The sequence below is a fragment of the Streptomyces sp. NPDC044921 genome (assembly GCF_056432865.1).
The window spans coordinates 68057-91800 of the sequence record NZ_JBWKIF010000008.1 but is presented as its reverse complement, the minus strand read 5'-3'; the positions used below and the strand labels follow the sequence as shown (position 1 = coordinate 91800).

General features: G+C 70.5%; 17 protein-coding genes. 8 read left to right on the top strand and 9 right to left on the bottom strand.

Translation table 11 applies throughout. The features are described from left to right. Positions 1–78: 78 nt before the first annotated feature. From AC07DA_RS14745 to AC07DA_RS14730, 4 genes are all read right to left on the bottom strand, one after another. Entirely contained in the window at positions 79–1557 is a 1479-nt protein-coding gene (locus tag AC07DA_RS14745) for a GntP family permease (RefSeq protein WP_479128018.1), read from the bottom strand. 116 nt (positions 1558–1673) lie between these two features. Next, positions 1674–2084 carry a RidA family protein gene (locus AC07DA_RS14740; RefSeq protein WP_479128016.1) on the bottom strand — a complete coding sequence of 137 codons (411 nt, stop codon included), beginning with the start codon at positions 2082–2084 and terminating at the stop codon, positions 1674–1676. Continuing rightward, positions 2081–2842: an IclR family transcriptional regulator gene (locus tag AC07DA_RS14735; RefSeq protein ID WP_392110059.1), complete on the bottom strand. Its 762-nt coding sequence runs from the start codon at positions 2840–2842 to the stop codon at positions 2081–2083. The genes AC07DA_RS14740 and AC07DA_RS14735 overlap by 4 nt, the downstream gene beginning before the upstream one ends. Further along, positions 2839–3909 (bottom strand): sugar kinase, encoded by a 1071-nt coding sequence (locus AC07DA_RS14730; protein WP_479128013.1) that lies wholly within the window; start codon positions 3907–3909, stop codon positions 2839–2841. The genes AC07DA_RS14735 and AC07DA_RS14730 overlap by 4 nt, the downstream gene beginning before the upstream one ends. Positions 3910–4043: 134 nt before the next feature. Here AC07DA_RS14730 and AC07DA_RS14725 point away from each other — a divergent pair, with 134 nt between their 5' ends. Together AC07DA_RS14725 and AC07DA_RS14720 are read left to right on the top strand one after the other, a co-directional pair. Next, positions 4044–5321 (top strand): amino acid deaminase, encoded by a 1278-nt coding sequence (locus AC07DA_RS14725; RefSeq protein ID WP_479128011.1) that lies wholly within the window; start codon positions 4044–4046, stop codon positions 5319–5321. Between the two features lie 13 nt (positions 5322–5334). Next, positions 5335–6948 carry an N-acyl-D-amino-acid deacylase family protein gene (locus AC07DA_RS14720; RefSeq protein ID WP_479128009.1) on the top strand — a complete coding sequence of 538 codons (1614 nt, stop codon included), beginning with the start codon at positions 5335–5337 and terminating at the stop codon, positions 6946–6948. A gap of 21 nt (positions 6949–6969) precedes the next feature. On the opposite strand, the gene AC07DA_RS14715 is transcribed toward AC07DA_RS14720, so the two are convergent. Continuing rightward, on the bottom strand, positions 6970–7893 hold the full coding sequence (locus tag AC07DA_RS14715) for a S1 family peptidase (protein ID WP_479128007.1): 924 nt from the start codon (positions 7891–7893) through the stop codon (positions 6970–6972). 352 nt (positions 7894–8245) lie between these two features. Beyond that, positions 8246–9175 carry a hypothetical protein gene (locus tag AC07DA_RS14710; RefSeq protein ID WP_479128004.1) on the bottom strand — a complete coding sequence of 310 codons (930 nt, stop codon included), beginning with the start codon at positions 9173–9175 and terminating at the stop codon, positions 8246–8248. Positions 9176–9301: 126 nt separating this feature from the next. On the opposite strand from AC07DA_RS14710, the gene AC07DA_RS14705 reads away from it, so the two are divergent. Together AC07DA_RS14705 and AC07DA_RS14700 are read left to right on the top strand one after the other, a co-directional pair. After that, on the top strand, positions 9302–10513 hold the full coding sequence (locus tag AC07DA_RS14705) for a pyridoxal phosphate-dependent aminotransferase (protein ID WP_479128002.1): 1212 nt from the start codon (positions 9302–9304) through the stop codon (positions 10511–10513). A 110-nt stretch (positions 10514–10623) separates the two neighbouring features. Continuing rightward, entirely contained in the window at positions 10624–11082 is a 459-nt protein-coding gene (locus AC07DA_RS14700; protein ID WP_479128000.1) for an SCO4983 family protein, read from the top strand. A gap of 222 nt (positions 11083–11304) precedes the next feature. Here AC07DA_RS14700 and AC07DA_RS14695 read toward each other — a convergent pair whose 3' ends face one another. Genes AC07DA_RS14695 through AC07DA_RS14685 form a run of 3 tightly spaced genes read right to left on the bottom strand, consistent with a single transcriptional unit; the run spans position 11305 to position 13573 of the window. Beyond that, on the bottom strand, positions 11305–12363 hold the full coding sequence (locus AC07DA_RS14695) for a hypothetical protein (RefSeq protein ID WP_479127998.1): 1059 nt from the start codon (positions 12361–12363) through the stop codon (positions 11305–11307). Next, a complete protein-coding gene (locus tag AC07DA_RS14690; RefSeq protein ID WP_479127996.1) occupies positions 12312–12971 on the bottom strand; it encodes a hypothetical protein in 660 nt (219 codons plus the stop codon). Before AC07DA_RS14690 ends, AC07DA_RS14695 begins: the two co-directional genes overlap by 52 nt. Then, positions 12959–13573, bottom strand: coding sequence for a hypothetical protein (locus AC07DA_RS14685; protein ID WP_479127994.1), 615 nt, complete (start codon positions 13571–13573; stop codon positions 12959–12961). Before AC07DA_RS14685 ends, AC07DA_RS14690 begins: the two co-directional genes overlap by 13 nt. 645 nt (positions 13574–14218) lie before the next feature. Between AC07DA_RS14685 and AC07DA_RS14680 the strand changes: the two genes are divergently transcribed. From AC07DA_RS14680 to AC07DA_RS14665, 4 genes are all read left to right on the top strand, one after another. Then, positions 14219–17431 (top strand): RHS repeat-associated core domain-containing protein, encoded by a 3213-nt coding sequence (locus AC07DA_RS14680; RefSeq protein ID WP_479127992.1) that lies wholly within the window; start codon positions 14219–14221, stop codon positions 17429–17431. Between the two features lie 743 nt (positions 17432–18174). Then, positions 18175–18546, top strand: a complete 372-nt coding sequence (locus AC07DA_RS14675) for a hypothetical protein (protein ID WP_479127990.1) — start codon at positions 18175–18177, stop codon at positions 18544–18546. 817 nt (positions 18547–19363) lie between these two features. After that, the gene (locus AC07DA_RS14670; RefSeq protein ID WP_479127988.1) at positions 19364–23221 is read left to right on the top strand and encodes a DNRLRE domain-containing protein; all 3858 of its coding nucleotides are present in this window, start codon (positions 19364–19366) and stop codon (positions 23219–23221) included. Further along, the gene (locus tag AC07DA_RS14665; protein ID WP_479127986.1) at positions 23221–23706 is read left to right on the top strand and encodes a hypothetical protein; all 486 of its coding nucleotides are present in this window, start codon (positions 23221–23223) and stop codon (positions 23704–23706) included. Before AC07DA_RS14670 ends, AC07DA_RS14665 begins: the two co-directional genes overlap by 1 nt. The last annotated feature ends 38 nt before the right edge of the window (positions 23707–23744 follow it).

The following is a 23744-nucleotide window of genomic DNA, read 5'->3' as shown; positions in this document are numbered from 1 at the left end:
CGTGCCGCACACAGTCGGCCCCGACTTCGTTATCAGACACCTACAAGAACCGGCCGCCCCACGGCGCCTGCGGGACGCCTACAGGAACAGGCTGAGCACCGCCGCCACCACGAACCCGGCCACCGACAGCACGCTCTCCAGCACCGTCCACGTCCTGAGCGTGTCCCGTTCGCTGATGCCGAAGTACTTGGCGACCATCCAGAAGCCGCCGTCGTTGACGTGCGAGGCGAAGATGGAGCCCGCGGAGATGGCCATGATGACCAGGGCCACGAAGGCCTGCGAGTGGTCGCCCTCCGACAGCAGCGGCGCCACGATGCCCGCCGTGGTCACGATCGCCACCGTCGCCGAGCCCTGGGCGACCCGCAGGACCACGGAGATCAGGTAGGACAGGACGATCACCGGCAGGCCGACGTCGTTGAACGTGTCCGAGAGGGCCTGGGCGACGCCGCTGGCCTTGAGGACGGCGCCGAAGACGCCGCCCGCGCCGACCACCAGCAGGATGTTGCCGACCGGCTTGAGGGACGCCGTCGACACCGTCTCCAGGGACTTGCGGGACCAGCCGCGGCGGATGCCCAGCAGGTAGTACGCGAGGAACAGGGCGATCGTGAGCGCCACGAACGGGTTGCCGAAGAACTCGATCACCGAGCGCAGCGTGGAGGGTTCCAGGGCGATCGAGGAGAAGGTCGCGGCGAGGATGAGGACCAGCGGCGTACCGATGATGCCGAGGACCGTGCCGAGGGAGACCGGCTGCTCGCTGGGCGCCACCCCGGCGGCCCGCTGCTCGTCGACGACGGCCCGCCTGGCCTCCTCCGCCGCCTCGACCATGTCCTGCGGCACGGGCACGAAGATGCGGCGGCCGATCCACGCCGAGTACGCCCACGCGGCCACCACGGCGGGCAGACCGCAGACGACGCCCATGAGGATGACCCAGCCGAGGTCGACGTGGAGCAGACCGGCGGCGGCCACCGGGCCGGGGTGCGGCGGCAGGAACGCGTGGGTGACGGACAGGCCCGCGAGCAGCGGCAGGCAGTACAGCAGGATCGACTTGCCGGAGCGCTTGGCGGCGGCGTAGACGATGGGGGCCAGCACGAAGATGCCGACGTCGAAGAAGACCGGGATGCCGAAGATCAGGCCGGTCAGGCCCATGGCCAGCGGGGCGCGCTTCTCGCCGAACAGGCCGAGCAGACGGCCCGCCAGGACCTCGGCGCCGCCGCTGACTTCGAGGATCGCGCCGAGCATGGTGCCCAGGCCGATGATGATGGCGACGTGGCCGAGGATGCCGCCCATGCCGGACTCGATGGTGGAGACGGCGTCCGACCTCTGGACCGTGCCGAAGAGTTCGGTGACCGACAGGCCGGCCGCGAGGCCGACGGCTATGGAGACCGCGAGCAGGGCGACGAACGGCTGGAGTCGCACCTTGATGATGAGGAACAGCAGCAGCGCGATGCCGAGCGCGGCGGTGAGCAGGAGTCCGGCGGTGCCGTCGACGAGGAGGAGCAGTCCTCCCGTGTGGGGCGGTGTCTCGGCGGGGGCGGACGCGGCGAGCGGATGGGACATGCGGGGGTCCTCTGCGTAAGTGCATGCAGCTTCTGGGTAGGGGGGAGCGCGACGCGGCGCATCGGGGCGCCGCGCCTCACGGGCGTGCGGAGGTGGGGGGTGGGGGTGGGGGCCGGTCAGCCGAGGACGGCGAGCGCGTCGATCTCGATGAGCAGGCCCGCGGGGAGACCGACGTAGACGGTCGTGCGCGCGGCGGGCGGCTGGGTCAGGCCCTGCTCCTCGAAGTACGCGTTGTAGATCTCGTTCATCTCGGCGAAGTGGGCCACGTCCGTCAGGTAGACGCGGATCATCATCACGTCGTCCCAGGAGGCGCCGCCCTCCTCCAGGATGGCCTTGACGTTGGCCAGGGTCTGCAGGGTCTGCTCCCGCAGGGCCGGCCCGGCGGGCGTGGGCGGCTTGCCCTCCTCGGCGGGCAGGAAGCCGACCTGGCCGGCGACCTGGAGGATGTTGCCCTTCCTCACACCGTGGGAGAACTTCGCCGGCGGGGTGGTGTGGGTCTTCGGGGTGAGTGCGATCTTGTCCGTCATGCGGTGCCCTTCACTGGTGTTCTGCCGGAGTACTCCCCGCTGATGGCGTCCGCCGTACGGCGCACCAGCGGCAGGAGGGTGAGGAGTTCGTCGGCGGTGACGACGACGTTCGGCGCGGAGACCGACATCGCGGCGACGACCCGGCCGTCGGCGCCGCGGATGGGCGCCGCGACGCAGTTGATGGACTCCTCGTGGCCGCCGAGGTCGGTGGCCCAGCCCTGTTCGCGCACCTTCTCCAGCTCGCGCAGGAACGCGCTCGCGTTGGGGGTCGAACGGGCCGTGTAACTGGGGTAGTCGAGCTTCTCGGCGACCGCCCGCCGCTCGTGCTCGGGCAGGTCGGCCAGGAGCAGCTTCGCGACCGCGGCGACGGTGATGGCGACGGGCTTGCCGATGCGGGAGTACATCCGCACCGGGTAGCGGCTCTCCACCTTGTCGATGTAGAGGACCTCGTTCTCCTCGTACACGGCCAGGTGCACGGTGTGCCCGCAGCTCTCGTTGAGCCGGACCAGGTGCGGGTGGGCGATCTCGCGGACGTCGAGGTTCTCCATGGCCTCCTGGGCGAGCGCGAAGAGGCGGGCACCGAGGCGGTAGCGCTGGTCGGACTGGCGGTAGACCAGGCCGTGCTCGTGCAGGGTGCGCAGCAGGCGCAGGGCCGTGGACTTGTGGACGCCGAGGCGGTCGGCGACCTGCCCCAGGTCGGCGGGCCCCTCGGCGAGCAGCGGCAGGATGCTGAGCGCGCGGTCGACGGTCTGGCTCATGGCGTTCGTACCTCCTCGTCGGCCCGCCGGACGTCCTCGGTCCAGCCGGGGCCGAGTCGCAGTCTCCCCCATGCCGCGTCGTCCAGGGCGACGAGCCGGTCGGCGTGCTCGCGTGCGGGCGGGACGGCGAGGTCGCCGGGCACGGTGAGGGCGGCGGCGGCCATGAGGTGCCCGTGCCGCAGCCGGTCCCGCACGGGCAGTCCGCGCAGGGTGGCGGAGAGGAACCCGGCGGCGAAGGCGTCGCCCGCGCCGACGGCGGCGACGACGTCCACGCGCGGGGCGCGGACGAGGGTGGCGGTGCCGTCCGCGTCCGCCGCGTCGCCGGGGTCCTTGTCGAGGGCGACGGCGCCGCCCGGGCCCATCTTGACGACGACGAGCTCGGGCTCGGGCAGGGCGTCCCGGACGGCGGACGCGCCGTGCAGGCCCCACGCGTCGACGGCCTCGTCGGAGCCGACGAAGACGAGGTCGGCGCGGCGGGCGAGGTCCAGCAGCACCCGTGGTCCGTCCGGGTCCGGCCACAGGCCGGGCCGGTGGTTGACGTCGAAGGAGATGAGCGGCCGCCGCGGGCCCGGCTCGGTCAGCTCCCACAGCAGGTCGAGGCAGCTGCCGGAGAGCGCCGCCGTGATCCCCGACAGGTGCAGCACCCGGGCGGCCCGGACGGCCGCCAGGTCCACGGTGCCGGCGGACATCGCCGAGGCGGCCGACCCCGCCCGGTAGTAGGCGACCTCGTGGGCGTCGGTGGCCCGGTCCCCGGCCGTGCGGAAGTAGATGCCGGTCGGACGCGCCGGGTCGCGCCGTACGGACGCGACGTCGACGCCGTAGGACCCGATCTCCTCGACGAGGTGGTCGCCGAAGCCGTCGGCGCCGACCGCGCTGACCCACCGCACGGAGTGCCCGGCCGCCGCGAGCACGCACGCCACGTTGGACTCCGCCCCGCCGATCCCCCGCTCGAACGACGGCACGTCGGCGAGGCGGCCCGGCCGGGAGGGCAGGAACGTGACCATGGACTCGCCGAGCGCGACGACGTCGACGACGCCGGGGGCGTCGCTGGGTCCGGTGGGGGTCACGATGCTCGTAGCTCCTCGGTGGCGTCGGCGGGTGGCGGATTCATTGACCGGCGGTGGCCGAGATGTTAGACAGCGTTGAGCGATATACGCAATGAAGGTTGCAAGCAATGCAACACAGCTGATCAGGAGGCTCCATGCCAGCCGACACCGCAGCCGAGTCCCTCGCCCGGCTCGCCGACGAGCGCGTCGACCACCGCTTCAAGGGCCTCCCGCCGGACGCCGACGGGCTGACGGTCGGCGAGCTGGCCGCCCAGCGCCGCGACCTCTTCACCGGCGGCTTCGCCACCCCGGTGCTCGCGCTGTCCGCCGAGCGCCTGGAGCACAACCTGAAGCTCATGGAGGCCTACGCGGCCCGGCACGGCCTGGCCTTCGCGCCGCACGGCAAGACCTCCATGGCCCCGCAGCTGTTCCACCGGCAGATCGAGCACGGGGCGTGGGGCATCACGCTGGCGGTGCCGCACCAGGTGTGGGTGGCACGCGCCTTCGGCATCCGGCGGGTGTTCCTCGCGAACGAGCTCGTCGACGCCGCGGCCCTGCGCCGGCTCTCGGCCGAACTGGACGCCGACCCGGACTTCGGGTTCGTCTGCTACGTCGACTCGGTGCGCGGCGTCGAGCTGATGGACGCGGCCCTGAGCGGCGCCGCCCGGCCGGTGGACGTGGTGGTCGAGCTCGCCGCCGGCGAGGGCGCCCGGACCGGTGTCCGCACGGAGGCGGAGTGCGCGGCGGTCGCCGACGCCGTCGCCGCGACCCGGACGCTGCGGCTGGCCGGCGTCGCGGGCTACGAGGGCGAGGTGCCCGGGGCGGACCCGCAGCGGGTGACGGCGTGGCTGCGGCGACTGGTCGCGCTCGCTGCGGACTTCGACAAGGCGGGACGCTTCGCCGGCCTGGACGAGATCGTCGTCAGCGCGGGCGGCAGCGCCTGGTTCGACGCGGTCGCCGAGGTCTTCGCGGACATTCCCGAACTGTCCCGGCCCGTACTGAAGTTGCTCCGCTCGGGCGCGTACGTCTCGCACGACGACGGCCACTACCGCAGGCTGACCCCGTTCAACCGGATGCCCGGGGAGGGTGCCCTGGAGCCCGCGTTCCGGCTGTGGGCCCAGGTGGTGTCGCGCCCCTCCGCCGAGCAGGCCTTCGTCAACGCGGGCAAGCGGGACGCCGCCTACGACCTCGACCTGCCCGTCGCACAGGTGATCCGCCGCGACGGCACCGAGCGACCGGCCACCGGCGTGGCGGTGACGGCCCTGTCCGACCAGCACGCCTGGCTGAGCACCACCCCGGAGGCGGACCTGGAGGTCGGCGACTGGGTCGGGCTGGGGCTGTCCCACCCGTGCACCTCGTTCGACAAGTGGCAGCTGATCCCGGTCGCCGAGGCGGACGGCACGGTCGTCGACTACGTGCGCACGTTCTTCTAGGAGGCGGGAAGCGATGGAAGAGCTCGTCATCCGGGACGCCGACGTCGTCGACGGCTCCGGCGCGCACGCCTACCGCGCCGATGTCGTGGTCGACGGCGGCCGGATCGTGGGGATCGTCAAGGAGGCCGCGGCGGCCGGCTGCCAGCGGCCGAAGGCACGCCGGGAGCTGGACGCCGAGGGACTGGTCCTCTCCCCCGGCTTCGTCGACATGCACGCCCACAGCGACCTGGCGCTGCTGCGCGATCCCGACCACAGCGCCAAGGCCGCGCAGGGCGTGACGCTGGAGGTCATCGGCCAGGACGGGCTGTCCTACGCGCCGGTCGACGACCGCACGCTCGGCGAGGTGCGCCGGGCGATCGCCGGGTGGAACGGGCCCGGAGACGACGTCGACTTCGACTGGCGCACGGTCGGCGAGTACCTGGACCGGCTCGACCGCGGGATCGCCGTCAACGCGGCCTACCTGATCCCGCAGGGCACGGTCCGGGCGCTCGCCGTCGGCTGGGAGGACCGCCCGGCCACCCCGCGGGAGCTGGACCGGATGCGGCAGTTGATCGCCGAGGGCATGGAACAGGGCGCCGTCGGCATGTCGTCGGGGCTGACGTACACGCCCGGCATGTACGCCCGCGACGCCGAACTGACCGAACTGTGCCGGGTGGTCGCCTCCTACGGCGGCTACTACTGCCCGCACCACCGCTCCTACGGCGCCGGCGCCCTGGAGGCGTACCGGGAGATGATCGCGCTGACGCGGGAGGCGGGCTGCTCCCTGCATCTCGCGCACGCCACGATGAACTTCGGTGTCAACAAGGGCCGGGCGCCGGAGCTGCTGGCCCTGCTGGACGAGGCCCTGGCGGCCGGGGCGGACATCAGCCTCGACACCTACCCCTACACCCCGGGGTGCACGACCCTGGCCGCGGTGCTGCCGAGCTGGGCGAGCGAGGGCGGCCCGGAGGAGACGCTCAGGCGCCTGGCGGACCACGGCACGGCGGAACGCATCCGCCACGACCTGGAGGTCACCGGCTCCGACGGCTGTCACGGCGTGCCCGTCGAGTGGGACACGATCGAGATCTCCGGTGTGAACGATCCGGCCCTCGCCGACTACGTGGGCCGGACGATCGAGGAGTCGGCGGCCCTGCGGCGGGAGGACCCGTGGGTGACCGCGCGCGGACTGCTGCTGGCCGACCGGCTGGCCCCGACGATCCTCCAGCACGTGGGCCACGAGGAGAACGTCCGGGAGATCATGCGCCACCGGGTGCACACCGGCGGCTCGGACGGCATCCTCCAGGGTGCCAAGCCGCACCCGCGCGCCTACGGCACCTTCCCGCACTACCTCGGCCACTACGTGCGGGAGTTGGGGGTGCTGTCACTGGAGGAATGCGTCGCGCACCTCACCTCGCGTCCGGCGGCCCGGCTGCGGCTGCCGGACCGGGGGCTGGTCCGCGAGGGGTACCGGGCGGACCTGGTGCTCTTCGACCCGGCGACGGTCGCCGCGGGCTCCACGTTCGCGGAACCGCGCAGGCTCCCGACGGGCATCCCGTACGTCCTGGTCGACGGCCGGTTCGTGATCGAGGACGGGCGGCGCACGGACGTGCTGGCGGGCCGGGCGGTCCGCGGGACTTACCCCGCGTGACCGCCCGGCCGGCGCCCTGCCCTACGGCTTGGGCAGGGTGCAGCCGCTCGCGCTCAGGTCGAGCTTGTTGTCGATCCCGAAGCAGGCGGGGATCTGGTGGGTCTGCTGGGCGTAGTTGATGCCCTTGCGGACGGTCACGGTGCCGTTCGCGTCGACCTCGCACGGGTTGTTCACCGTGCAGCGCTCACCGGACTCGTTGCCGGTGTTGTTGACGGCGACGACCTTGTTGGTGGCCTGGTCGACGACGGGCGAGCCGGAGGTGCCGCCGATGGTGTTGCAGGCGGAGGTGTAGCGGACCGAGTCCTTCCAGGTCCAGTCGCCCTCCTTCAGGGTGGGCACGAACCCGTCGATGGAGCAGCTGTAGATCCGCTTCCAGTATCCCGAGGGGATGCCGATGGCGGTGCCGGCGACCGGGCGGCTGTCGTTCAGCGTCAGCGCGTTGATGTTGTACGCGCTCTTGATCTGCGCGTACGTGGTGGTGAGCTGGTACAGCGCGACGTCCGTGTCGGTCATCGTGCCGTAGGCGAGCTTGGCGGCGCGCAGGGTGGCCACGCGCGAGCCGGAGGCGTTCAGCAGGCTGAAGGTGCGGCTGGACGCCCTGTCGACGAGGACCTCGCCCGGGCCGGGGAAGCCGGACTCCAGGCAGTGGCCGTTGGTCATCACGAGCGCCGGGTCGTCGCTCTCGGAGTCGGGCATCCGCACGACCGAGCCGGAGCAGTTGCTGAGCGCGACCGTGCCGGCGAAGTTCACCGCCTTGGCCGACGGGTTGAGCCCGGCCAGCGTCTGCTCGACGGACGTGACCACGCCCGAGACGGCGGACGTGGCCGAGCCCGTGTCCGCGACCTTGCCGACGCCCGTGGGGGCGGCCTCGGCAGCGGTCGCGGGAGCCGCGCCGGCCCCGGCTATCGCCAGGGCGAGGAACGCGGCGGCGAGAGGTTTTCTCATGGGGGGTCCCCTCTTGCGACGGAGGCGGCCGGAGGAACTCCGGCCGCCCGCACTGTTGTCATGTGCATTGTGATCGTCGCAGAGTGGACCGCACAAGGACCCGGCCCACAAACGGAATCTCGACCTCCCGCCCGACCCTACTGAACCGGCCGGAACGGCCCGCCACTTGGGGGCGGCCCGCCACCATCCGGGACCCGGCGGCGGCCGCCCGGCCTCCGACCGCGCAACCGCGCTTCGCGCTACCGCGCCAGGAACGGCATGGAGCGCGGGGGTCCGCGCCGCCCGGCCACGCAACGCCGCGGAACCCACCGGTCCGGCCCGGGCGGGGCGGTGGACACCCCGTTCGGGACCCCTACTTGGGCCCCTTGGTGCCGCCCGGACCGCGGCCGGGCTTCCCGTCCGAGTGGCCCGGGGGCGTCGCGGCGGCGGCCGGTGCGGACGTCGTCGGGGTCCCGGCCGTGAGGCCGCCGGCCGAGGGCTCCGACGTGCCCGAGCCGCCGGCCGACGGGCCGGCGCTCGCCGGGGCGGAGGGGGTGGACGAGGCGGCCGACCCGGCCGACGCGGCCGACGCGGCCGACGCGGCGCCGGTGGTCCCACCACCGTCCGTCGGCCCGGCGTCGAGCGGCGCGCCGGAGGCGGACGCGTCGGCACCGCCCGGGACCGGCGCGGTCGGCGTGTCCCCCGCCGCCGGGGCCGTGCGGCCGCCCTCGCCGCCCCGCACCCCGCCGGAGGGGGTGTCCGAGAAGGAGAACCCGGCGATCAGCGCGGCGGTGGAGACGGCCCCCACGGCCCCGGCCGCCAACGCGGCCCGCCGCGTGCGCCACGCGGCGGGCTTGCGGCGGGAGCGGTGCCCCTCGCCGGACCGGACCCGCCCCGACACCGGCTCCGGCACCGGCTCCGACACCACCGGGAGCTCGCGCGTGTCACCGGCGCCGTCCGAGCGGCCTCCACCGTGCGAACGGGTCCCGCCGTACAGGTGGTCCCCGCCGTACAGGTGGTCCCCGCCGTCCGAGCGGCCTCCACCGTGCGAACGGGTCCCGCCGTACAGGTGGTCCCCGCCGTACAGGTGGTCCCCGCCGTACGGGCGGTCTCCACCATCCGGACGGTCCCCGCCGGCCGCGGTGGCCGGGCCGTCGTAGACGTCCTGCCACCCGTGGGCCGCGGCCGGATCGGCGTACGCGTCGTACTCCGGGGGCGGGGCACCCTGCGGGACGTAGACGTTCGGCGCCCCGTGGGGCCCGTCGCCCGTCGCTCCGTCGGCGCAGTCGAATGGCTTGAACATGGCGGCGCATTCTAGGGACCAGAGGTGCTGGTGGGACAGCGCACGGCGATATCCACCCAAACCGCCGCGTCTCACGTGGCGGAAAACACGACCCGTGAGGCATTACCGGGCCGTAAGCTCCCAGACATGCAGGTGATCCAGTCGACCAAGCTCGCCAACGTCTGTTACGAGATCCGGGGCCCGGTGCTCGAGGAGGCGATGCGGCTGGAAGCGGCCGGTCACCGGATCCTCAAGCTGAACACCGGCAACCCGGCGGCGTTCGGCTTCGAGTGCCCGCCCGAGATCCTGGAGGACATCCTCCGCAACGTCTCCTCGGCACACGGCTACGGGGACGCCAAGGGCCTGCTGGCCGCCCGCCGCGCGGTCGTCATGCACAACCAGACCCTCGGCATCGAGACGGACGTCGAACACGTCTTCATCGGCAACGGCGTCTCCGAGCTGATCGTGATGGCGATGCAGGGCCTGCTCGACGACGGCGACGAGGTCCTGGTCCCGGCCCCCGACTACCCGCTGTGGACGGCGGCCGTCTCCCTCTCCGGCGGCACGGCGGTGCACTACCGCTGCGACGAGCAGTCCGACTGGATGCCGGACCTGGCCGACGTCGAGCGCAAGGTCACCGACCGCACCAAGGCGATCGTGATCATCAACCCGAACAACCCCACGGGTGCCGTCTACGACGAGGCGATGATCAAGGGCCTGACGGACATCGCCCGCCGCCACAACCTCCTCGTCTGCTCCGACGAGATCTACGACAAGATCCTCTACGACGACGCGGTGCACACCCCGACCGCCAAGGTCGCCCCCGACCTGCTCACCCTCACCTTCAACGGCATGTCGAAGGCGTACCGGGTGGCCGGCTACCGGGTGGGCTGGATGTCGATCTCCGGGCCGCGCGCGCACGCCGACTCCTACATCGAGGGCCTGACGATCCTGGCGAACATGCGCCTGTGCGCCAACATGCCGGGACAGCACGGGGTGGTCGCCGCGCTCAGCGGCCGCCAGACGATCCACGACCTGGTACTGCCGGGTGGGCGGCTGCGCGAGCAGCGGGACGTCGCGTACGAGCTGCTCACCCAGATCCCGGGCGTGACGTGCGTGAAGCCGAAGGGGGCGCTCTACCTCTTCCCGCGCCTCGACCCCAAGGTGTTCAAGATCAAGGACGACCGGCGGATGGTCCTGGACCTGCTCCGGCGGGAGAAGATCATGGTCGTCCAGGGCACCGGCTTCAACTGGCCGGAGCCGGACCACTTCCGGGTGGTGACCCTGCCGACGGTCGGCGACCTGCGCGACGCCGTGGGCCGGATCGGGCACTTCCTGGACGGCTACAGCCAGCACTGAGCAGACGCCGTTCACGTTACGCATGCGGTCGGTCCGGTTTTGTGAACTGCTCAACTTTAGACGAAATCTAAGCTAGGATGGTTTCCTGTAAGCACTCAGGAGGCCCTCCCATGTACGAACCGATCCGCACCAAGTCGGTCCACAGCACGGTGGACGGCCCCAACCCGGACTTCCCCCACCGTTCCCGCGAGGAAGAGCTGGACATCCAGCTCGCGGGCCATCTGGCCGCTCTGCTCGCCGTCACGGACGAGCTGCGCGCGCTGGAGGGCTCGGCCGACCTGGACAACGCGGCGGAACGGCTCGCCGAGCAGGTGGGCCGGCTGAGGGGCGGATCCGCCCCGGCCCGGGTGTCCGGCACCCGGCGCGAGCGGAGCGCCGCCGCCCTGCACCGGCGGGCGCACGCCCTGGCGGGCCGGGCGCTGGTCGTCGCCGCCTCCCGTGCCGACACGGCGGCCGCGATCCTGGCCGCCGAGCGGATGGACGCGCACGGCGGCCCTGGAGCCGCGCGAACTCGCGTCCCGCTGAGCCCCGCGGGGCTCCCGCTGAGCCCTCTCCCGGGCTCCCCCTGACGGCCCCGGTCCGCGCGCACCCGCAGCGACGCGCGGACCGGGCGCCATTGACCCCTCCGTGAGGGCCACCGAGTGCCCATGCCCGGTGGCCCTCACGCCTGTCGGAGACGGCGGCCTGGCCCCCCCCCGGCCCCGCCACGCCCGGCTTTCTCCCGCCCGCGGTGACGTGCGACCGGGGCGGCCGGAGCGGCCGGGGCGGCCGGGGCGGCCGGGGCGGCCGGATCAGTGAGCGGCCGGAGCGCCGAGGGCGGTGACGACGTGGCGGAAGACCACGCGTCCGTCCGCCTCCGCATCAGCCGACGCCTCGACCGACGCCTCAGCCGTCGCCTCCGCCCGCACCAGGACACCCGTCTCCGGGTCGACGGTGAAACCGCACGTCAGGCTCTCGTCCGGGGCCCAGGCGCTGAGCGGAAAGGCACGCAGCGGACGGACGCCTGCCCGGACGGAGGTCGCCGACACGGCCGTGACGTGGGCCAGGTGGGACACGATCCTGGCGGGCGCGAGCAGTTCGGCCAGGCGAGCCGCCAACGGGCTCGTCACGTCCGGCGCGTAGTCCCCGGTCACCTCCACCTCGCGCCCACCGGTCGAGACCGTCCAGGACCGGGCCGACGGCCTGCCCGTGAAGGCCAGGTCCTCGTGCGGGTCGACCTCGACGGCGACGTCGGCCGTCAGCCGGACGGGCTCGACCAGGGTCCGGGCCATCCGCGCCACCACCCGCCCCGCCTCGGCCGACGACCGCACGTCGCGGACGCTCAGCTCATGGACCCGGGCCGTGGCCAGCGGGCCACGGTCGTCGTGGAGCGTGGCGGACGACAGGTGACCCGTGACCGGGTCGAGCCGCACGACCAGGCCCCGGGCACCGGGCGGCAACCAGGCGTCGGCGGGGTCGGCGAACAACGGGTGCGGGACCAGGGAGAGTTCGACGTACCCCTCACCGCGCTCGGCCCGCGTCACCGCCCCGATCCCCCGGATCAACCGGGCAGGGTCGAACAGCACGGCCCACGGCTCGTCGGAGTCCTCCTCCCGGAGCACGGCGGGCGATACCCCCACCAACCGGAAGGTCCGTGTGCCGCCGCGCCGACGCGAGGCAGGTCCGCCGGTCGTCCCGGCACCGAACCGCCCTTCCAGCTCCGGCGCGGACTCCCGCTCCACGCAGCCGAGTTCGACGACCGCGTCCACCCGCGCGTCCTCGGCGACCGCCGCGGCGATCCGGGACAACGCCCAGACGGTCAGCGGGTCGTGCTCTGCGGGCGGGTCGCCCAGCCAGTGGGTAGTTGCCATGATGCCCAGGTCTCCTCGGCGCCGGGACGATCCGGTGCCCACTGCACGTACAGTACGCGGTACGGGTGGCCGGCAGGCGGCGCGCCCAGGGTCTCGATCGTGTACGAGCGGTCCCCGTTCTCCCTGATCCGGCAGCCGGGTTCGGTGATGCCCGCACCGCAGGCCAGGATCTTCTGCCGCCGCGTGTCCTCGTCCGGGATACCGGCCTCGTCGATCCTGCTGTGCAGCATGAACGAGACGTACGACGGGGCCGAAGCGGCGGTGACCGTGACCTTGAGGGGCGAGGCGGCGGACCGTACGCCGCCGCCGGCGGGACGCTCCCAGCCGAGACGCCGCGGTGGTGTCTTACGGCGCCCGTCGCCCCACTGACCCGCCACCAGCGGCAGGCCGGTGCCGTCCTGCTGCCGGGCGGCCGGAGCCGGTGGCGCGGCCGATGGGGCGGCCGGTGGGGCGGGAGCGGACGGCGCCCCCGTCACCGGATCCGCCGTCCGCCCCGCACCGGGCCCCGTCGAGGACCCGGTGGGCGCCCCCGCGCACGACACGAGGAGCAGGACGGTGGCACTCCCCGCCGCCGTCCCGCCCAGCACCCGGCGTGTCAGCCGGTGCACTTGATCTCTTTGTCGTTCTGGTTGTAGACGTGCGCCGATCCCCTGCCCTGCGGGCCGGACACGTAGAAGCGGGCCTGGCCCTTGTAGCGGTACCAGGTGTCCTTCTTGCACCCCTTGGGCGCCACCACGCGCAGGCTCTTGGTGTTCTTCTTGCCGCCCTTGCCGGTGCTCAGGTGCTCCCAGCCGTACCAGCGGGAGCGGGACAGCGAGCCCTCGGTGTTGAGGTTCGGGGCGACCTGGCCGCACTTGGTGTCGAAGTGCACGTTGATGGTGCCCTTGGTGGTGTGCGAGTTGTGCGGGTAGTCCACGGAGGCCTTGCACAGGTACGGCAGCCGCTTGGCGGCGGCCCGGAAGCCCGCGGCGCCGGACGCCTCCACCGGGTCGTCCGCCCCCAGCTCCGCCTCGCCGAGCACGGCGTCTCCCGTGGGGAGCTGCTGGTCCGGCTCGGTGATCTCGACGACCTCGGTCGTGTCCGTGCCCACGGCCTCCGCCGGGATCCCGTCGGCGGCGACGGCCGGGCCGCCCGCGGTGAAGGCGACCGACGCGGTGAGCGCGGCGACGGCTATGGACGTGGTGATGCGCAGCCCTGGGCGCATGGTCATGGCCACAAGTTCCCCCTGTGTGGTCAGAAGCATGGTGATGCCGAAGACGAACGCCGTGTTCCAGGTCGGCGGCGCCCGTCGGCAGTCACTCTGACCTTCCAAGATCAGCAAGCCAAGTCCCGCACGGCGCCAAGGAAACGATCTTGCCAATGCGGGAGGCATGGAACGAAGTGCTCCACTTTGCGGCGACTCGCCTCAAACACGCTGAAAAGCACGAGAGTTACCGCGAGCCACGGGGACGCGGAAACGGCTCGGACACACGTACGGATATGGCTCATAACCATCGGCGGGTCACACCTCCGAACCAGCTCGCCGGGTTTCGGTCAACGTATTCACCGCAAGCAGGACAGAACCGATCATTCCGCGCCCACCGCACGGCAGTTGCGTCGATATGGGCCTGGTTGGACGGGAGAAGCGGCAGGGCCCATTCCCACCCGCATGCATGAGGCCTTCGGGGGCACGCCGCGCCGATTTGTGCGCTTCTTGTGACAGCTTGTGGGACCGAGGTGACCGAATGGGTCACTGGTTCTGCCTGTCTGTCTTCCGTGGGGGAAGCTGATGCATTCACGTGCGCAGAGCACGTCCCTGTGGCGTGCCCGAAGAACACACAGAACCGCTCTCCTGTCCGCGCTCACGACCGCCGCCGTGGTGCTCTCGGCGGCACCGGGCCTGGCCGCGCCGCCCCAGCCGGAGTTACCGGAGCCGGAGAGTCCGTGGACCAAGCCGACCAAGGTCGAGGCTGCGGCCACGCCGGCCGGGGTGACCAGGCCCCCGGCGTCGGAGGCGGAAGAGCAGCCGTCGGCCGAGGTGCGGGCCTGGCGGGCGGCGCAGAAGGCCCGTACCGCCGGCACCACTGAAGCCGCCCGCACGGCCGCGGTCGCCGAGGCGGCGGAGACGACGTACGTCCCCGAGGGCCAGGGCGAGGTGCCCTGGCACCGCATCACCGACACGCGCCTGAACGACGCGCTGGTGGCGCGGGTGAACGTCTCCAACGGCAACCTGATGCTGGCGGCCACCGACTTCGACATCGCCGGCGTGGGCCAGAAGCTGCAACTGGCGCGGACGTACAACTCCCTGGAGGCGCCCTGGGGGAAGGTGTCGCAGCGCTGGTGGCAGGCCTACGAGCGCTACCTCCAGTTCGGTGACGGGGAAGTGATCGTCTACGACGCCACCGGCGACGCGCTGCGGTTCCAGCAGACGTCCACCGGCGGCTACACCACGCCGACGGGCTACTCCAAGGACCTGAAGAAGAACGCGGACGGCACCTACACCCTGACCGACCGCAAGTCGGGTACGAAGGACACCTACGACGCGCACGGCACGCTGGCCAAGGTCACGGACAACAACGACGGTGTGATCACCGTCGACCAGCACGACGAGGGCGGCGAGCACAAGGGCTTCAAGCTGACCGAGACCCGCTCGGGCCGCTGGATCGACCTGGTCAAGACCTACCCGAACCAGTGGCAGGCCAAGGACCACACCGGCCGCACGGCCGTGCTCGACCTGGACCCGGCGGGCAACCTGGCCAAGGTCACCGACACCGACGGCAAGGCCACCGCCTACGCGTACGACTCCTCGCGCCGCCTGACGAAGGTGACCACCCCCGAGGGCACCGTCACGCTGTTCACCTACGACGCGCACAACCGGGTCAGGTCGATGCAGCGGGCCACCGAGGTGACCAGCACCGGCCACATCGGCCCGACCTGGCGCTACGACTACACGGCCGCCACCCCCTCCGACGCGGGCACGACGACGGTGACCGACCCCGACGGCGACGCCACCAAGTACCTGCACAACGCGGACGGCGAGGTCACCAAGGTCACCGACCCCCTCGAGCACTCGCGCCACGCCAAGTACACGGGCCACCTTCTGCAGAGCGCGACCGACGCGATGGGCACGGGCGCTGACGGCACCGGCGGCAACACCACCACCTACGGCTGGGACGGCCGCAACAACGCCCTCTCCCAGAAGCTCCCACTCGGCGCCACCGCGTCCGTGACGGCCTACCAGACGATCGCCGGCACCGACCTGCCCAACGACTTCACCACCGCGGACGGCCGCAAGGACACCTTCACGTACGACACCAACGGCAACACGATGTCGGTCACCACCTCCGGCACGGCCGGCGGCACCCGCGCGTACACCTACAACAAGGACACCCCGGCCTGCGGCGGCTTCGAGGGCCAGCGCTGCACCGCCAAGGACGCGAACGGCAAGGTCACCTCCTTCGAGTACGACGCCAAGGGCAACCTCAAGAAGGTCACCCCGCCCGCCCCGCTGGGCACGACGACCTACACCTACGACGCACTCGGCCGGGTGGAGACCGTCACCGACGGACGCGGCATCAAGACCGTCTACGTCCACGACAACCGCGACCGCGTGACGAAGGTGTCCTCCACCAACGCCACGGTCACCTACTCCTACGACGGCGACGGCAACGTCAAGTCCCGTACGGACGCCTCCGGCACCACCATCTGGACCTACGACAAGCTCAACCGCGAAAGCGTCCGCACCCTGCAGAACGGCGCCCAGACAGCACTGGCCTACACCCCGGGCGGCGAGGTCGACCACTACACCGACCCCACCGGCAAGACCGACTACACCTGGGACAAGGCCGGCCGCCTGGACTACCTGACCGCCCCGGACGGCAAGAAGACCGACTTCGACTACGACAACAACGACAAGCGCACCAAGACCGTCTACCCCGGCGGCACGACGCAGTCGGTGACCATCGACGACAACGGCCGCCCCCAGGCCGTCAAGACCACCTCCGGCACGACCACCCTGATCGACCTGGCCTACGACTACAAGAACACCGCGGGCAAGGACACCACCAAGATCCGCACCCGCACCGACAACCTCACCAAGTACAAAACCACCTACGACTACGACTCCCAGGACCGCCTGCGCTACGCCCTGGAAGCCGACTCCGCCGGAGCCCGCAAGGCGTCGTGGCTGTACTGCTGGGACAAGGCCGGCAACCTCACCAGCCAGGACGGCAGCAAGAACGCCTGCCCCGGCGGCACCACCTACACCTACGACGACGCCAGCGAACTGACCGGCAAGAACGGCTCCACCACCGGCTGGTCCTACGACAAACTCGGCAACGAGACGGCAGGCGCGAGCACCACCCCCCGCACGAACGAAACCTGGACCGACCACAGCCAGCTCTCCACCATCACCGCGGGCGGCAAGAGCTACGACCTGGTCCACGCCGGCACGGACAACTCCGAGCGCACCAAACTGGGTTCGACCTGGTTCCACCACACCGCACTGGGCCTGGCCTCCACGACGACGAACGGAGTGGACACCGGATTCATCCGCGAACCGGCGGGCACCTTGAACTCCATGACGACTGGGGGGAAGTCCTACTACTACCTCACCGACGCCACCGGCAACGTCCTCGGCCTCACCGACGACACCGGCAAGCGCACGCACACCTACGCCTACGGCCCCACCGGCCTCCCGCGTACGACACCGACCGAGGCCGTCTCCCAGCCGTACCGCTACGCGGGCACGTATCTGGACCCGACCGGCCTCTACAAGATGGGCCACCGCTACTACGACCCCACTCTCGGCCGCTTCACCCAGCCCGACCCGTCGGGGCAGGAGACGAACCCCTACCTCTACGCTGAGGGAGACTGCGTCAACCGGACGGACCCTACGGGCCTCGCCTCATGCGCGGAGAACGTCGTCATGGGCATCTTCTCTCTCGGCGGTGCTGCCGCGTCAACCGTGGGTCTACTGACGACACCGCTTACGGGTGAAGCCTCGACATGGGCGGCAGTTGTGGGCTACGAGGCGTCCATACCCGCCCTCGCCTACAGCATCGGAGGAGTGGCCAATGAATGCTTCTAGCCCATCACCTCCGGGGGAACGATGGGTCCTCGCCGGTTCGGGGCTGACGGCTGTGGCAATGCTCGGCTATTTTCTTGCCCAACTTGCACAGGGAGATCTCGGTCTCTCCTCATCCACCGTGATTCCTCTCGTGTTGGGTGTCACCAGCTTGGCTGTCTTCTTCTGGCAGTGCGTGCTGCGGGTGCGGTCAGGCAAGAGCTGAGAAGGTAAAGCTGCCGTTGCTTGTCTGACCAATAGCTGACGGCGAGTCCGGCCCGGAGCGTTTCCGCTCCGGGGCCGACGTTGCGGACAGTGAGATCACAAGCTCATTCAACCCCGGCCGCAGCCGGGCTCCCGCGCGTCGCGATGAGTCGCATCTCCTCGACCGTACAGTCAGGCTCGGCACGGGAATCGCATCTACCACCCGTTCAGGAGGCGTGCTCAGCACCGTGGATGCATACCAATGGGATGGCGGGAGGGCGTCGATGAAGGATGCGATCGCGGGAGTGCGAATCTTTTCTGCAGTCTCGATCATCGGAGGAACATTCGCATTCATTGCTGGAACAATCAGCGGCCTCCTCGGAAAATCGGCCAGCTGCAGAGGTCCTGCGGGGTTGTGCTCAAAGTAGTTGCCGCAGGAATTTGGTGCCCTTGTCTGGCAGCGGAACGGGAGCGCATAAGACTAACCTCCAGCAGGATCTCGCGCTATAAGCGCTCGACCTGTCGTCCCCTGTCTGCCGTTTACTTGTTCAGTAAGCAGGTTCATGAAGAAGGAACTAACGCGATGGCGGCTTTGGCGATCTGGGAGTTTCCTCGAGTCGGGTGAAACGATCGAAGGTGCGCTCGCAGTTCGCTTCCCCTTCGGCGGCATACCATACTTTTTCCTGCTGACGGGATGTTCTTTGATCCTCACCGACCGACGCTTACTCGTTCTGCGCTATGGAAAAGTGACCGGCATTGTCGCCAGTACCATCTGGGAAAGCCCTCGCGGAGCGTGCGCGGTAAGCTTGGCTCGCGGGAAGATTCGTATCACCGCTCCTGACGGCGGATTTATGAATGGGAAAGAGATGCTGGTGTCGCCCCTGCGCATGGATGACGCCCGCACCTTCGTTCGTCGCGTAAACAGTCAGATGTGAACCGCAACAAGAGAATGGCAGTCTCCTTAGAGCGGCGAGGAGTGACGTAATGCCAGCCAACCATGTCCAGACCAGGCTGATAGTCGGTCTCATTCTCCTGATCCTCTCAGGGCCCCTTGTACTACCCCAGGTGGACTGGGACACGGTCGGTCTGCTCTGGCTCGTTGTATGGGGAGGAGGTGTCGGGCTGCTCGCCTACCCCGTCGCGGCGCTATGGCATCGCCTCACCGCCAACCGACGGGGACCGACCCCCTGACCTCGCCAGGCTCGGGCGGCGACAGCATCGTCGAAAGGACGCCAGTAGCGTTGCTGTCAGCGGTGCTTGGACCGGAAAGTTGCAGCGCTGCCCGCGTTGTGATCACACCCACCTGGAGCGTGCCTCATGCGCAACTGGTCCCCGAGCCGCCCCTTGAGATGGCTCATGGTGGGCTACGCAGCGGTGATGATCACCCTTCTTCTCCTGGCCTTCGCGTTGGGGGAGGAAAGAACGGCCCTGCTGTGTCTGATGGGGGCGGCTCCCGGCGTAGCGTCTTGCATCTACGTTGCTTTCGGGCGCCGGAGAACTCGCTCCTGACAGTGACCGACAGCCTGCATCACCATGAGCGTTCGCGACCGGAACCACGCGCTCACGGACGCTGGACTCCCTGCCGCTCCCGGCGGGCGGCGCTGTGTGGTTTGTCTCACTCGCTGGACACCCTCGAAACCCCCCTGTGAAGATTCGCTGTCTTTCTGTGAGTTTGATGGGGGATAAGTGAAGAGACCTTCCAGACCCGGGAGTTCGAGAACTCTCGGGGTCAGCGCATGCCTGATCGCAGGCATGCTGGCCGCGGGCCTGGGCGCACCGGCACAACCGGCCGGTGCCACGGGACCGGCTGACACGTCGCTGACGGCGTCGGGGGACGGCGGCGACGACGCGGCGGTCGGCGCGGCTCGCGTCCGGGCCGCGGCGCTCGGCAAGAGGGTGGAAGTGCCCGTCCTGCGGACGGAGAGTTCGACCGTCTACGTCAACCCCGACGGTTCGGTGACCGAGGAGTCGTCCACCGGCCCGATCAGGGTCAAGGACGAGAAGGGCGCCTGGCGAGACGTGGACACCACGCTCGTGCTGCGTGACGGGGTCGTCCAGCCCAAGCGCGCGGCGGCGGACATCACGATCTCCGCCGGCGGCTCCGGCCCTCTCGCCCAGGTGAGCGAAGGCAGTCGGAGCCTGGGCATCGGCTGGGAAGGTGAGCTTCCCCGGCCGGTCCTCCAGGGCAACACCGCGACCTACGAGAACGTGCAGCCGGGCGCCGACTTGGTGGTGTCCGCGCTGCCGGAGGGCTTCTCGCACCTTCTGGTGCTCAAGGAGCGGCCGACTGGGCAGGTCGAGCTGCGCATACCCGTGACGGCCGAGGGCGTGAAACTGCGTCAGACCAGTGACGAGCGCCTGCTCTGGGAGGGCAAGGACGGCGGGGATGTGGCCACCGCACCCGTGCCTGTCATGTGGGGAGCTGAGGAGCACGCCGGTTCGCGTGAACCGGAGGACGTCTCCGATGTCGCCGTGACCGTGGAGGCGAGCGGGAACCAGCAGACTCTGGTGCTCAAGCCCGCCGAGTCGTTCCTGCAGGATCCGGACCTGCGGTATCCGGTGACAGTGGACCCGACCAACACCCTGCTCGGTCCGCTCACGGACACCTGGGTGCAGGACGCGGCATACCCGTCGTCCCAGCGCGGCTCCACCGAGCTCAAGGCCGGCACGTACGACGGGAAGGAGAAGGCGCGCTCCTACCTCAAGTTCAACACGGACCGGTTCCGGGGCAAACGGATCCTCGACGCCGATCTGCGGCTGTTCTCCTATTGGTCGTCGTCCTGTTCCCTGGACAACGCCGGAGTCCAGGTCCGGCGGGTGACCTCGGACTGGGATCCCTCGGCGATCTCCTGGTCGGCCCAGCCCAGCACCACGACCACGGCGGCCCCCGTGTCGAAGGCGGCGAAGGGCTACAGCGCGAGCTGCCCGGCCGGCCACGTGTCGTGGGATGTCGCAGGCATCGTTCAGGCGTGGGCGGACGGTCAGCCCGACCACGGGGTCCGTCTGGCCGCCGTCGACGAGACGGATCCGCTCACCTGGCGGCGCTACCGGTCCGCCAACTACGTGGACGGCTCGCACGACTCCGCGACCGAGCCCTCGCTGATCGTCACCTACAACGCGGCCCCGGCCGTACCCGCGCAGCTGGGTGTGACCCCGCGCAAGTCGGAGACTCCGCTGACGATCGGTTCGCTCACCCCGACCCTGCAGGCGAAGGTCGACGACAGCGACGCGGGATCCGCGCTGACGACCGAGTTCCAGGTGCAGCCCGACCCGGCGTACGCCGACACCACGTACACGTGGACCGGAAAGACGGTGGAGTTCACACCGGGCACCGTCGCCACGACGCAGATTCCGACCGCCTCCGCGGTGCCGGACGGCAGCCATCTGAGAGTGCGGGCACGCACCAGTGACGGTATCGACACGTCGGCGTGGTCCGGCTGGACGACGTTCCTCGTCGATGCGAGCGCCGTGCACCCCGCCGACCTGCCCGTTGGGCTTCAGGCCGGGGCGACCGACACCGCCTCCCCTGTGGTGACCGGTGTCGTCAGTTCCCCCAACGGCGGCATGGTCGAAGCGCAGTTCCGGCTCGGCAACGCGAGCGGAACCCAGCTCCTGGGCACTCAGCTCGTGCCCAACGGTGAACGGGCCGGCTTCCAGATCCCCGCGGCCAAGCTCACCTCGTCCGGGCCTTTCGACTGGTCGATGAGGGCCTGCTTCGAGGGCAAGTGCTCCGCTTGGACGGAGAGGTCGGCGATTTCCGCGGGGTCCGGCACGCCGCCCGCCGAGACGGCCGCGTCCACGTCGGTCGGTGTTCCGCTCACCAAGGCCACCGTCTGCACCGGCACGACCGACTGTGTCGGCCAGACGGCGACGGCCCTGAAGGTCGGCAGTGTCTCCGGCAAGAACTGGCGAAGCCATGTGAAGGCCGATCTGTCGAAGGTCCCGGCCGGGGCCCGCATCACCAACGCCACGCTGCAACTTCAGTCCACCGCGACCACACCGGACCTCGCGGTGCACGCGCTCAACGGCGCCTGGGCCACCAGTGGGACCGGAGCGGAGCTGGACAGTGTTACCGCTCCGGGCGTCAACCTGGTGGCCACCGCGCCCTGGAAGATCGACGTCACCGGCCTGGTCACCGGGTGGACCGACGGCGCGAACGCCAACCACGGTCTGGTCCTGCGCAGGGCTGAAGGCGCGGCCGGCACGGCGGGCATCAGCTTCACCTCGGTCGCGCTCACCATCGAGTACGGTCCGGCCACGGCACCGTCACCGCCCAGGGACCTGCGCGCCCAGCCCGGCGACCGGGGCGCGGTGGTGAGCTGGAATCCGAGCCAGGACAGCGGTTACAACGACACGGAGCTCACCTACGAGGTGTCCGCGATCGACTCCTCCGGTGCCGTGGCGGCCACGCGCAGCACGAGCGGCACGGACGCCGTCATCACCGGTCTCAGCAACGACACTCCCTACACCTTCCGGGTCAAGGCATCGAGCCCGTACGGCACCAGCACCACCGTGACCAGCGATGCCGCCACACCGGTGAAGGCCCCGCTGAGCACCGCCACCTACACCGCGGCGCTCGACGAGTACCTCGCGGCCGTCGCGGCTCTGACCACGGGGGCGCACAGCACGGCCGAGGCCGCGACGCAGGGCAGGCCGCATGGCTCGAAGTACGCCTGGCTGCTGAAGGCCGAGGAGTTCTGGCTGCTCGACACCCGTAAGTCCCTGGAGGCCGACGGACTCGTCTACACGACCATGACGTCGACCCTGTCGGACGTCCTGGTCCTCCCCTCCTCCGGCGGATCGGTGGCCGTCCGGGCCACCGTGAACGAGCAGCGGACGCTCGCCGACAGCCCCGAGGAACCGGAGACCAACGAAACGGCCCTCCTCTACACCTTCTCGGGACAGGACACACCCGTACTGCGCGGCAAGCTCAACGCGCAGCAGTACGAGCAGCGCCTGTCCAAGGGGGACGACGCCTTGGGAACCGTGACGTACGGCAGCGTGGAGAGCGACGTCTCGCCCACCGCGCTCACCCGACAGGTCCCCGACAGCCCTGCCGCGTCCGGCCTGGGAACGGCGCAGTTCGAAGCCTTCGGCAGCATCAGCCGCAGCGGCACGTCCGAGTGGGCGAAGAAGCACTGGAACGATCGGCACGAGTACAGCCAGGACTGCACCAACTTCGTGTCCAAGGCGCTGTACCACGGCGGCGGCATGCGCATGAAGGGCGTGGGCAAGGACAGGAAGAGCACCAACTACTGGTGGCGAACCAAGCACTCGTCGCCACCGCACTCCGGCGGGGGGTTCTACTATCTGTGGTCCCACACGTGGACCGTCGCCGACAAGATGGAGACCTTCCTCGCCAAGCACAGCGCAGGCATCGTGAACACCGAGTCGAAGCAGAAAGAGGCCAAGGTCGGTGACGTGGTCTTCTTCAACTGGGGCGGCAAGGGCGGCTGGGACCACGCGGGCGTCGTCACCAAGATGAAGAACGGCAAGGCCTACGTGAGCGCCCACAACAACAACCGTCTGAACCAGCGTCTCGACACCTATGTCAACAGCCAGAGGGGAACGTGGGCGAACATCCACCGAGTCATTCCGGAGTGGTACTGATGCCCCGGACCGCGAAAGCGCAGTGGCTCATCGCCGTAGTCGTCGCTCTCTGCGTGGTCGTGGGTGCCCTGGTCTGGTGGTCGCAGCGCGACACGGCACCCTACGCCTTGCGGGACACCCCCAAGGTGCACCTGACGGTCCGGGCCGCCACGTCGGCCTATCCCGAGGCCGAGGAGGTCGCGCGCGAGGCCGAACTGCTCCTCCAGGTCTACGTCCAGCGCCTCCAGGACGGTGACGCCGAGGATCTGGCGGACATCGGTGCGCCGTGGTACACGGGCAGGGAGGCGGCCGCGCGGGACCTGATCTCCGAGTTCGGCGCGCAGGCCGGTCGGCCGGTTCAGGCCGTGGTCGCGGACCCCGTCACACCGGGTCTGGCCACTGTCGAACTCCGCTACGGAAGCGAAAGCCGCCAGACCCTCGACCTCACCCGCGACGACGGAGTGTGGTGGCTGGCCATCGGGAACGGCGACCCGGTGAATCCCTAGCCGCCGCACGCCCGGGTTCCCGCCCATCAGGCGGGTTC